The sequence below is a fragment of the Sphingorhabdus sp. 109 genome (assembly GCF_902506555.1).
Classification (GTDB): Bacteria; Pseudomonadota; Alphaproteobacteria; order Sphingomonadales; family Sphingomonadaceae; genus Parasphingorhabdus.
In genome coordinates this window covers 235016-246105 of record NZ_LR732707.1, presented here as the reverse complement: position 1 = coordinate 246105, position 11090 = coordinate 235016, and the positions used below count along the sequence as shown (strand labels likewise).

Here is an 11090-nt window from a genome sequence, read left to right as displayed (position 1 = left end):
GTTTTAAAATCCGTTCGTACCGGGCCTGCCGAAGCGCCCGTTGGGGAAAGAAACTTTCCGGCGGGGAGCGCCCTTTGTCAGCCCCGGTACAAACGGTTTAAATTATCTACCAGCGCGAGTTACCAGCGCCAATTACCAGCGGTAGTGAGCAAAGGCACGGTTGGCTTCCGCCATCTTGTGCGCATCTTCCCGCTTCTTCACCGCGTTGCCACGATTGTTGGAAGCGTCAAGAATTTCACCCGACAGACGCGCTGCCATTGTGGTTTCGCTGCGACCGCGAGCGGCGGCAATCATCCAGCGGATGGCCAGAGCCTGCGCACGTTCGGGACGCACTTCGACGGGAACCTGATAGGTCGCACCACCGACACGGCGGCTGCGGACTTCAATACCCGGCTTGATGTTGTTGAGCGCATCATGGAACAGCTGAAGCGGGTCTTTCTTGGCCTTGGCTTCAACGCTGTCAAATGCACCATAAACAATCCGTTCTGCGGTGGATTTCTTACCATCCATCATCAGGTTGTTCATGAATTTCGAAAGCACCAGATCCTTGAATTTCGGATCGGGCAGGATCACCCGTTTTTCGGGACGACGACGACGTGACATATCTTATAACTCCGAAACTGGATTATTTAGGACGCTTGGCGCCATATTTCGAACGGCTCTGCTTCCGGTCCTTGACACCCTGGGTATCGAGAACGCCGCGCAGTACGTGATAACGCACACCGGGAAGATCGCGAACACGACCGCCGCGGATCAGGACAACACTATGTTCCTGAAGGTTGTGGCCTTCACCGGGAATATAGCTGATGACCTCGCGCTGGTTGGTCAGGCGAACCTTGGCAACTTTACGCAGAGCGGAGTTTGGTTTCTTTGGAGTCGTTGTGTAGACACGGGTGCAAACGCCACGCTTCTGTGGGTTGGCTTCCATGGCCGGCACCTTGGACTTCGTCTTCTGGGGCACCCGCCCTTTACGGACGAGCTGGTTAATCGTTGGCATAAAGTCTTCACCTTATAGTAGAAATGGTCCTGCATGATGCAGGGGTTACTCTCACCGCCCAATCTGGCGGCAAGTGTTTTGCCTATGTAAGTTTTCTGCGGCGTCGAGCGGAGCCCGAAGAAGCGGAAGCGCGGCCCTTAGACGGGATTCGGGTTTGGGTCAAGGGTGTTGGCGTGGGGGAGCTCTGCCGGCTATTGCTGCACGGTAAATTGATTTATCGCATCAGGAAGCTCGCTCAATTTGCGTACGACATTGCCAGAATACTCAGGAGATGTCATTTTCAAAGCTGCGCTAGTCCTCCGGTCACCACGCCACAGATCAACGGACGGAAGATACATTGCGTGCACGATGTCACCGCCAAAACTCTTCTCCAATTTTGCCTTGGGGCCATGCAAACCTAACGCTTGTTCCACATACCTTTGAAAGAGCTTCGAGCAGACACCAATTGAGGGAACACTGGAAAGAAGTTTTGCATCATTCTGAATATGCTCAATAGGAACTTTGGAATCTAGGTAAAGGGGAATGCTATCGGATGCCAATTGAAACAGCGCCTTTTCATATTTTGATAGCTGTTCCTTCATCAAATTTCTCGCCATCTCTTCGACCCAGCCCTCAATTGGAAATTGCGCGACCTTTTCCAAAGCTACACTTAAACTCCGATTTAGATCTTCTCCGAGATTACGGATCCAGAAGGGTAAGCTACGATCAGTATCAAGCCTTTCAAAATAATATTCTATAAAACGCTCCGGCTGTGCAACGTATTCGAATAGCTCCGTTACAGCTTCTTCCGGGCTCATCTTCTGGTTGATCAACCCAGTCATCACTCGCTGAACAAGGCTGTGAGGAAGACCAAGCTCGTTATCCAAGCTGCCCTCACGTAGCGATTTCAAAATGGCTTTGCTCGTGATCTTCTTTCTTAGAGTTTTAGCACGCTGACGCTGCCAACGCGCCTCAAGGTTGATTTTAGCGAACTCTTTATCGATTGCAGCATTTATTTGGTTTTTGATATTCGAAAGAGCATCAGAAACGTCGGAATACCATCTTCTAGATTGATTAAATTTTCCATAGTTTTCGATTAAGTTTCCGTAGTTGAACTTTGAAGCTGCCTCGGCAACTTCGATTGCCATCAATTGTGACGGAAAGACTATGCTGTTTTGACCACAAAGCTTTTCTACTGCCTTCGCTTTCGAAACCGCTAGTTCTCGTCTGTCTGGATGGTATTGAAGCAACTCAGAAAGAAGCGGCATCGAAACAACAAACGTTGCCCGATTAGTGCGTTTAAATTCGAGTAATGCTCGATAAATTTCAGCAACTAACGCATCAGTCGGATTGCGTTCCTCATCACCAAACCTTGAGAAATCTTGAGTATCCAAGTAAACAATTGGACGAGCCATCCCTTCTAAGGGCGTTAATTGCGGGCCATGTCTTTTAATCGGCATCAAATCAACGAATAGCCTTAGGCACAGCAGCAAAATAATTCCGCTTTACAAAATGGATTGCGATTCCTCCCAACTTCCAATGCTGGTCTACAGACCAAGAGAGCGCGCCCCAATCGCCCGTTCCTAAACACCTCAACAATCGGTCCCTCACTACAAAAAGTCCAATACTACGTCGCGAAGGGCTATTAAGTCGAAAGGTCCGGCAAGAGAACACCCTTAGCATTGTAGTACAGTCATTGTTTTCTAAATATACCAGATTTACGCCCCGGACCAAGAGCGCCCTGACCGGCACGTCGAAAATCGCCATTTCCCGTCAGATATTCGCAATTTCGGTCATAAACCCGTCACGCCTCGCGCATTTTCCGCCGAAATTTGGCACAATTTTGCCCCACCTTCCGGCCGGCAACACCCACGCCAAAGACATTCGCGCCCCTCCTCGCGGATGCGTCTGCCCCTCCGCGGGAAACATGCTTCCAATTCTTCCAATTGGGCATTCTGACAGGTTTGGATTTTGGGGGAACGTTCCCGTGGCACCGGGGCGGGTCACGGGCGGGATGGTGGGTTGGCGGGGGGACGCCCTTACAGGTTCGTTATCACAGGTTCGTCATCCTGAACTTGGTTCAGGATCCCTCTGGATAGCGCGCATGCGGAGGGAGATCCTGAACCAAGTTCAGGATGACGGGGGCTCCCTCCGGTGAACTATTGCGCGCCTTATTGCGCGAGCGATTTCTCGATATCGGCGACCGGGCTGTTGGTCAGCGTCTTGGCCTGTTCCAGCACGATCTTGTCGCTCACTTCCTGATGCAGCAGCGGGCGGATTTCGCCCAGCGTGTCGGGATCGGCGACCAGGATCAGCCGCTTATAGGCGCCCTGGTGGGCCAGGTTATAGAGCTGCTCGGCGATGATCTTGGAAAAGGTGGCCTCCATGCTTTCCCGGTCGGACTGCTCGGGCGGTGATTTGCCGGATGGCCCCTGATCGGCGAGATCTCCGGGCGTCCAGTCACCGTCATGCTCCAGCGATCCGTTCCTGATATAGAAGGTCTTGGCCTCCCGGCCCGTGGCAACGACGACAAATGTTTCTTCCGGAAAATTCAGCTTACCCATATGCATGTCCTTTTTTGGTTTTTTCAGTTTCGGACAATCAACGCGGCACGGCGGGAAAGGTTGCTTGCGGGGGCGGATGGCGGAGCGGTGATCCCCTCCCCCTCGTGATCCTGAACTCGTTTCAGGACCCCCATCGGCAGCGCGCAATCTTTGGGAGGTCCTGAACCAAGTTCAGGATGACGATCCTTCCCCCCGCCACCGCGCCTTTGTCACAATGGAGTCGCGCATAATTCTCCAAATTGTCACGCGGCGACCGTCAGCCTGTCACAGCCTTGCTGCACTGCACCATCCGTTCCCGTGTCGCACCGAAAAAGGCTGAAAAACTCCATGAAAAATATGTCCGTCGCCCTCGCCCGCCCGTCCCTGAGCGCGCTTTCAGCCGCGCTGTTTATCGCCGCCGCCAGCCCGGCCGTGGCGCAGACCGGCACCGATGATATCGCCGACGACAGCGACGGCGACGTCATCATCGTCACCGCCCAGAAGATCGAACAGAAATCCACCGATGTGCCGATCACCATCTCGGCCAACAGCGGCGAACGGATGAAAGAGCTGGGCGTGTCCGATCTCGACGAGCTGTCCAACTATGTCCCCGGCCTCAATATCCAGGAGCAGAGCGCCAATAATCCCGGCGTCGTGATCCGCGGCATCACCTCGGACAGCGGCTCGGCGCAACAGGCCGCCCGCGTCACGCTCTACTATAATGGCGTCGATATCTCCCGCTCGCGCGGTTCCTATCAGGATATCTATGACGTCGACCGGATCGAGGTGATCAAGGGGCCGCAGGCAACGCTGTTCGGCACCGCCTCCGCGGTCGGCGCGATCAGCATTATTTCGGCGCGTCCTGAACCGGGCTTTTCCGGCGAGATAAGCGCGAGCTATGGCAATTATGATGCCTATACGCTGAGCGGGCATCTCAACACCAGCAATGACACAGTCGCCCTGCGGCTGGCCGGGGCCTACAAGAAGCGCGACGGCTATGTCACCAACCTGGCCCCGAACCAGGAGGACCTCTACGCGCAGGACCAGCTGGGCGCCCGCGCCTCGCTTCGCTTCACGCCGGACAGCACCTTCAGCGCAGACCTGATCCTGACCTATGACCGGCAGCGCAACTCGGGCACGCCGTTTATCTCCGGCACATTGCCGACCAGCGCCGGACCGGCCGACCCGTTTGGCGCCGCCGACCTGCGCGGTTCGCCCTTTTCCGCCGCCGTACTGGGCGATGCGGACCTTGGCCTGACCCGCGATGTCTATGACGCCAATCTGACGATGAGCTGGGACTTTGCCGACGACTGGAACATCACCATGGTCAACGGTTTCCGCAAGTTCAACTCCAACGAGGTATTCGACGCCGATGGCTCCGCTGCCTATTTCCTGGAATTTGCCGAGGAAGCCAATGGCGAACAGGGCAGCCATGAAACCCGCTTCACCTATAATAATGGCAGCACGTTTCGCGGCAGCTTTGGCTGGAACCTGTTCCGCGAGGACAGCAACCAGCGGGTGCCTTTCTCGACCGACGAAGTGACCTATTTTCAGTGTGTCGCCGGTATCGTCGTGCCGGGCGTGCCTTGCGTCGATGCCAATGGCGTGCCAGCCGGCGACGCGATCAACGCCCTGACCGGCGGCGCGGTCGGGACGATTCCCTATCAGGCTGACTTCGAGAATCTCGGCAAGAATGACAGCTATTCGGTCTTTGCCGACGGCACCTGGATTCCGGCCCCCAGCCTCGAACTGACTGCCGGTGTCCGTTTCCTGATCGAGAAACGCCGTTCGGGCTATCGGGCGACTGCGCCGAGCTCCGTTCTCAATCCGGGCAACACGCCCTTTCCGATTACCGATACTGCGGGACAGACATTCCGCACCGAGGACAGCTTCTCGGCCGTCTTGCCGCGCTTCAACATTCTCTACCGCTTTTCTGACGCGATCAACGGCTTTGCCACGGTATCGAAGGGCCGTCGCTCGGCCACTGTGAACGCCGGTGCAACCAGCACCGCGACCGGACCGGTCGGCGATTTCACCGATATCGCGCCGGAGATTGTGTGGAATTACGAAGTCGGCCTGAAAGGCGCCGCTGGCCCGCTATCCGGGTCGCTGGGCGTCTATTACCAGACCTATGACAATTTCCAGGTCACGATCAACGATCCGGCCAATCCGGGCACGACGACAACGCTCAGCGCCGGCAGCGCCACCAATTTCGGGGTCGAGGCCGAAGTCGCCCTACGCGCGGCGGACTGGCTGAACCTGTTCGCCAATATCGGCTATATTGACGGCGGCATTGACGACAAGCCGGGCAACGGGAATCTGGCCGGCTCGCGCTTTCGCCTCCAGCCGGAGGTGCAGGCAGCCGGCGGTTTCACCATCGATTACCCGGTCAATGACAGCACCAGAATTTTTGCAACGCCCAGCGTCACCTTCCGCAGCCGGGTTTATTTTGAAGCCCCGAACAATATCCTGACCAGTCAGGCAGCGGTAACACTGGTCAATCTGCGCGCCGGCATGTCCTTTGCGGACGAACGGTTCGAAATTGCCGGTTTTGTCCGCAACCTGACCAATAAGGATTATCTGCTCGACGCCGGCAACACCGGGGGCGCTTTCGGCATCCCGACCTTCATCCCGGCCGAACCGCGTTTCTACGGTATCCAGGCCAGCGCCAAATTCTAGATTCCGTCAGATGGAACAGGATCCTGTTCCCGGCTAAACCTCGGTTTTCACCGGGCACGGGCCAAGCATCAACTGTCTTCGCGGGGCAGCGCATCGGCCGTCCGCGAACCGGCTGATAACCGCCGGCTTGCCCGCCGGGCGCAAAGATTTGTTAACCATATTTTTACATCAGCCATCTAGGCGGGCCGTCATATATTTACCCGCGACTGCAGGATGGCCCGACGACATGGATCTAGCGCCGCTATCAGAAAAAAACTGGCAGGCATCCTGGCAAGCCCCGTGGCGGTCGCCCAAAATTCCGGCAAAAATCCGTCCTTCGGTCGAGGCGATGCAATTGCACCGGGCGATGACCCATGTGCCGATGATCTATCTGGTCGCGATATTCAATCTGATCGCGGTGATGGTCCTGTCGGCCCACGAAGGGGTCGAGCCGATCTATTATAGCTGGATGGGGCTGTTGGCGGTTGGTTGCATCGGGCGGATGGTCATGTGGATCCGCTATCCGAGAGATCCGGACTCCCTGACCCACACGAAGAAGATACTCAGGAACTTGTCCCTGCTCTCGGTCGGCATCGTGTCGTTTCTCAGCATCTGGTCCGTATTCATCATAACCACCGGCATGTTCGCCAACCAGATGTTCATTCCGATGTCGCTGGTATTCGGGTCGACCTGCATCGCCCATTGTCTGGCCTGCATCAAAAAAGCAGCCGTCACGATCGTGTTTGTCGGCATCATTCCCTCGGCACTGGCAATGATCCTCGTGGGCGACTTCGACGATATGATCATGGGATGGAGCATGATCACCATAGCGCTGCTCATGATCCGGTTCATCATCGACAGCTATAACCAGATCATTTCCGGTCTGATCATGCGCCACACCATCTGGAAGCAAGCGCATAGCGATCCCCTGACCGGACTTGCCAACCGCCGGGCGATGATGAACTATCTGGCACTGGCCGAACAATCTTTTGCCAGAAACGGGCGCGGCTTTGCCGTCGCCCTGATCGATCTGAACCGCTTCAAGCTGGTCAACGACAATCTGGGTCATGATATCGGTGATCATCTGCTGGTCGAGGTTGCCAACCGGCTGAAACATAGCTGCACGGAAGAAGAAATTGTCGGTCGCCTTGGCGGTGATGAATTTCTGATCCTGATGCCCGATGTTTCCGATCATGAGCAGGCACTAGCGAGAGCGACTGCCTTTCTTGCCGGTCTCGCTGCGCCAGCCGAAATCGACAGCCATGCCCTGACTCCTTCGGCATGTGTCGGCATCGCCGTCCAGGCGCTCGACGGAAACGGCACCGAGCAATTGCTCAAGGCCGCCGACAGCGCGCTCTACAAGATGAAACGCAGCGGCAAAAATACGAACCGGTCAGGAAAACCGGTTTTGCGCAATATTGCCTGACACGCGCGATCCGGTTGACGGCAAAGATCGTTTGTCATCTTCCGTGCGATATCACGAGATTTGCAACCAATATCGGCCTGCCATGTTTTTCCCTGACATGATCATGCGCAATCGGACAGTCCCACCTGTCTGAAAACACGTACTGTGTGAGGCGGGCGATCATCATATGCTCCGCTGGAAAAAAAGTCAGGAACAGGAAACCATGAAAGCCATTATCGTCCTTGTCGTTGCGCTGGCCTTTGCCATGGCGCCGTTTCTGTCGCCCGAATTTGGCGGAATCGATCCGGACCGCTACCCGGTGCCACAGAACAATCCGCCGGTTCAGCCGGTCAGCTGGGCTTTCAGCATCTGGGGCCCAATCTATCTGTGGCTGGTTGCCCACGCCGCAGTCGGCACATTCAAGTTTAGCCAGGATGCGGAATGGGACAAGGGACGGATCGCTCTGGCGCTGTCGCTGGCGGTCGGTACGATCTGGCTTCCGGTCGCGCTGGTCTCGCCGATCTGGGCAACAATCCTGATATGGATCATGCTGATCGCCGCCTTGATAGCAACCTATCGGTCGGAACAGGCCTCGCCCGCCTGGATCGCCAAATGGCCGCTCGCGCTCTATGCGGGCTGGCTCTCCGTAGCCTCCTTCCTGTCCATCGGACTCCTGCTAGCGGGATATGGGTTTGTCGGTGAATTCATGGCTGCGGTGATTGCTCTTCTGCTGGCAGTCCTCTTTGCCGGCTATAATGCCGTCCGCCTGAAATCCTGGCCTTACGCCCTCGCCGTGTCCTGGGGGTTTTTCGGCATCGCCGTGGCCAATATGGGTTTCACAATGCCATTGGCGGTTGCGGCCGTGTTGGCCGCGGTCGCGATCCCGGGTCTGACGGCCCTGACCAGACAATCTCTGGGGTAGCGCGGCTCTACCAGCAACCACTCGTCATCCTGAACTCGGTTCAAGCCCCCTTGAGGTTGGGCACCGCTGCCGGTGGTCCTGAGCCATGGGCCACCGGGGGTAAACGCGCTCGGAACGACGGAAAGCGCTCATTGCCGCGTCTGGCTCAACGGTAAGCACAGCAACAACAGCCCGATGACCGCAGGCCCGGCCTGCACCAATGCGATATCCGGTGACACGCGCCAGGCACCGAAAATACCCGCTGTGGCGACGAACAGCAAGAAGCCGCTGGCAACCTTCCGCTGCCATTCGGCATTGCGGATGAACAGCGACCAGATCAGGCCGGCCGCCACACAGAGATTGTAGACGCCCTGATTGGCGGCCATCGCGGTTGTCGGTTCGAACAGGCTGGCGGGGAGATCGGGAAAGGTTGCCGGCCCCTGCGCCTGCCAGGCAAATATCCCGAACCAGGCGATATAGAGATGGAGTATGGCAACCAGCGCGATCATGATCCTGGCAAATATAGACATGCAACGACTCCCGGTTTTTCCGGTTCTTATAGGCGGTAAATCTGCAGGCTCAACACGGCTTGCCCGTCGGCATCATCTGGTTACAATCGCAAATTGCTTTCCTACATCGCCGGATTTTGATAAATGGCGCTTAGCTTTTTTGGCATTTTGCGCCGCCTTGTTTTCGGCCGCTGGATATGCAGCGACACCAGCCGCAGGCCCCGGATTTTCTAAGGCCTTAACACTGTAAAGTTTGTAAAGTTCGATCCGTGCGACGGGATTGCTTTTTTCCTTGGCGGGGCCAGTTCAGACATAGTCTAAAGTCCTGACAAAACCCGCTCTTGGCCCGAATTTTCACGAACTTTGGGCTAGCCGCGCTCGCCGAGCACCGCATTTTCGATGCGGATGCGGTGGCGCAGCAGGATCGCGTTGAGGACAGAGAAGACCAGAGCCACCCACGGCAAGCCGAGCATCAGCGGTACGATCGCGATCTCCAGGACCACGACGAGATAATTGGGGTGGCTGAAATATTTATACGGCCCGCGTTTGACCCGATCAAAATGCGGCGCAGAGATGATTCTGGTCGTCCACCAGCGGCCGATGCTCGCCAGCGTCCAGATGCGCAAAAATTGCGTACCGACGAATAATGTCAGCATCACCGGGTGGATCATGCGCAACGGATCGACCAGCAAGGCGATGACGGCGATCCAGGCGCTGTGGAGGAAGATGAAATAGTGATAATGATCCGCACCATGTTCCTGCCCCCCTTCGCCGAGCAATCGTCTGGTGTTGCGGTTGGCATGGACCAGCTCGCCCAGTCGCTGGATCACAATATAGACCAGCACCCAGGTCACCAGTGTCGGACTGGCCGTGAAAATCGCGCCGAGTGGATCGTTCATTCTGCACCCTGCGGATCGAGGATAGCAAGCGCTGCGGTAAAGCCGGGGCCGAGCGCGGTCAGCAATATCGGTTTGTCGGGCTTTTCCGCCAGCAACTTTTCGAGCACGAACAACACCGTTGGCGAGGACATATTGCCATGTTGACGCAGCACGTCGCGGGTTGCCGGAATGCCCGCTATACTGGGCGCAAAATATGCTTCCAATGCTTCCACCACCCTGCCCCCGCCCGGATGACAGGCGGGTTCGGAGAGATCGGGCATGCGCAGATCCTGAGCCGCCAGAAAGGCGTCGCAAAAAGGCGCAAAATCCCTGGCGACAAATGTGGGAATATCGCGCGCCAGCACCAGATCAAAACCGGTCGTGCCGATCTCCCAACCCATCATGTCACGCGTGTCCGGCCAGGTCTTCTGATCAAAAGCGCGGAAGGAGGGAGCCATTGCCCGGTCTGGCTTGCCGCTGATTATTGCCGCCGCGCAGCCATCGGCGAACAAGGCGGTGGCGATCATGTTCTTCTTGTCAAACTGGCTATAATCGTAAGACAGGCTGCACAATTCGAGCGAAACCAGCAGGATATTCTGCCCGCCCGCTGTGGATGCCAGATCATTCGCCAGCCGCAAGCCGAGGACACCGCCAGCACAGCCATTGCCGAACACCGGGATTGTCTGGGTCGAGGGATTGAAGCCCATCATCTCGATCATCCGGCTGGGCAAGGAAGGTGTCATTGTCCCGGTGGTCGAAATCAGCACAATCGCGTCGATGTCAGAAGCATCCAGTGCGGCCTTCTCGAGCGCCTCCGCAGCAGCCTTCCGCGCAAGGCCGGTCCCGACCCGGTTATAAATCGCCGCCCGGCGGGTCCAGCTGCGCGGTTCCAGATAATAGGCTGCCTCGCAGGCAAGATAGCGTTGCTCGATCCCGCTATTGCCGAGTATCTGTTCCAGCCGGGCCGGAAGCGCCGCTCCCCTCGCCTTGGCCAATATGGCCAGCACTTCCGCCTGCGTTATTTGGTGCTCGGGTAGCGCAGTGGCGATGGATATCAGGGCTGCCATAGGGAGATTTCTGTCATCATTCTGCTTCTGTTACAGCAGATACGGCATCGACACAGGAAAAACTGGCGCATCGCATCATTACCCGGCAGTTTTTGCCAAGAACTTTCCGGAAGGGAAGAAAAAGATCGGCTGATAAATACTTTGATTTCTGTT

General features: G+C 56.6%; 10 protein-coding genes and 1 pseudogene. 3 read left to right on the top strand and 8 right to left on the bottom strand.

What is annotated here, in order from left to right; translation table 11 throughout:
• Positions 1 to 132: 132 nt before the first annotated feature.
• The 4 genes from rpsG to BOSE62_RS01160 all read right to left on the bottom strand — a co-directional run bounded on the left by rpsG (position 133) and on the right by BOSE62_RS01160 (position 3540).
• On the bottom strand, positions 133 to 603 hold the full coding sequence (rpsG, locus tag BOSE62_RS01175) for a 30S ribosomal protein S7 (RefSeq protein ID WP_089132924.1): 471 nt from the start codon (positions 601 to 603) through the stop codon (positions 133 to 135).
• 22 nt (positions 604 to 625) lie between these two features.
• A complete protein-coding gene (rpsL, locus tag BOSE62_RS01170) occupies positions 626 to 997 on the bottom strand; it encodes a 30S ribosomal protein S12 (RefSeq protein ID WP_067198316.1) in 372 nt (123 codons plus the stop codon).
• Between the two features lie 191 nt (positions 998 to 1188).
• Complete coding sequence (locus BOSE62_RS01165; protein ID WP_159640620.1) at positions 1189 to 2439, bottom strand: hypothetical protein; 1251 nt, start codon at positions 2437 to 2439, stop codon at positions 1189 to 1191.
• A gap of 708 nt (positions 2440 to 3147) precedes the next feature.
• Positions 3148 to 3540 carry a host attachment family protein gene (locus BOSE62_RS01160; RefSeq protein WP_159640617.1) on the bottom strand — a complete coding sequence of 131 codons (393 nt, stop codon included), beginning with the start codon at positions 3538 to 3540 and terminating at the stop codon, positions 3148 to 3150.
• A gap of 327 nt (positions 3541 to 3867) precedes the next feature.
• Here BOSE62_RS01160 and BOSE62_RS01155 point away from each other — a divergent pair, with 327 nt between their 5' ends.
• From BOSE62_RS01155 to BOSE62_RS01145, 3 genes are all read left to right on the top strand, one after another.
• On the top strand, positions 3868 to 6198 hold the full coding sequence (locus tag BOSE62_RS01155) for a TonB-dependent receptor (RefSeq protein WP_443028796.1): 2331 nt from the start codon (positions 3868 to 3870) through the stop codon (positions 6196 to 6198).
• Positions 6199 to 6424: 226 nt separating this feature from the next.
• Positions 6425 to 7603 carry a GGDEF domain-containing protein gene (locus BOSE62_RS01150; protein ID WP_159640614.1) on the top strand — a complete coding sequence of 393 codons (1179 nt, stop codon included), beginning with the start codon at positions 6425 to 6427 and terminating at the stop codon, positions 7601 to 7603.
• A gap of 166 nt (positions 7604 to 7769) precedes the next feature.
• Positions 7770 to 8504: a tryptophan-rich sensory protein gene (locus BOSE62_RS01145; RefSeq protein WP_159640611.1), complete on the top strand. Its 735-nt coding sequence runs from the start codon at positions 7770 to 7772 to the stop codon at positions 8502 to 8504.
• A 128-nt stretch (positions 8505 to 8632) separates the two neighbouring features.
• Here BOSE62_RS01145 and BOSE62_RS01140 read toward each other — a convergent pair whose 3' ends face one another.
• The 4 genes and pseudogenes from BOSE62_RS01140 to BOSE62_RS17470 all read right to left on the bottom strand — a co-directional run.
• Positions 8633 to 9013, bottom strand: a complete 381-nt coding sequence (locus BOSE62_RS01140; protein ID WP_159640608.1) for a DUF1304 domain-containing protein — start codon at positions 9011 to 9013, stop codon at positions 8633 to 8635.
• Between the two features lie 347 nt (positions 9014 to 9360).
• Positions 9361 to 9891 (bottom strand): isoprenylcysteine carboxyl methyltransferase family protein, encoded by a 531-nt coding sequence (locus BOSE62_RS01135; RefSeq protein ID WP_159640605.1) that lies wholly within the window; start codon positions 9889 to 9891, stop codon positions 9361 to 9363.
• Complete coding sequence (locus BOSE62_RS17475; RefSeq protein WP_268893915.1) at positions 9888 to 10328, bottom strand: hypothetical protein; 441 nt, start codon at positions 10326 to 10328, stop codon at positions 9888 to 9890. Before BOSE62_RS17475 ends, BOSE62_RS01135 begins: the two co-directional genes overlap by 4 nt.
• 12 nt (positions 10329 to 10340) lie before the next feature.
• A pseudogene (locus BOSE62_RS17470) lies at positions 10341 to 10946 on the bottom strand (hypothetical protein); the annotation flags it as partial.
• Between the last annotated feature and the right edge of the window lie 144 nt (positions 10947 to 11090).

Coding starts and splice junctions, on each gene's coding strand:
- rpsG (WP_089132924.1), bottom strand. CDS start 603: ATGTCACGTCGTCGTCGTCCCGAAAAACGGGTGATCCTGCCCGATCCG.
- rpsL (WP_067198316.1), bottom strand. CDS start 997: ATGCCAACGATTAACCAGCTCGTCCGTAAAGGGCGGGTGCCCCAGAAG.
- BOSE62_RS01160 (WP_159640617.1), bottom strand. CDS start 3,540: ATGGGTAAGCTGAATTTTCCGGAAGAAACATTTGTCGTCGTTGCCACG.
- BOSE62_RS01155 (WP_443028796.1), top strand. CDS start 3,868: ATGAAAAATATGTCCGTCGCCCTCGCCCGCCCGTCCCTGAGCGCGCTT.
- BOSE62_RS01150 (WP_159640614.1), top strand. CDS start 6,425: ATGGATCTAGCGCCGCTATCAGAAAAAAACTGGCAGGCATCCTGGCAA.
- BOSE62_RS01145 (WP_159640611.1), top strand. CDS start 7,770: ATGCTCCGCTGGAAAAAAAGTCAGGAACAGGAAACCATGAAAGCCATT.
- BOSE62_RS01140 (WP_159640608.1), bottom strand. CDS start 9,013: ATGTCTATATTTGCCAGGATCATGATCGCGCTGGTTGCCATACTCCAT.
- BOSE62_RS01135 (WP_159640605.1), bottom strand. CDS start 9,891: ATGAACGATCCACTCGGCGCGATTTTCACGGCCAGTCCGACACTGGTG.
- BOSE62_RS17475 (WP_268893915.1), bottom strand. CDS start 10,328: ATGGCTCCCTCCTTCCGCGCTTTTGATCAGAAGACCTGGCCGGACACG.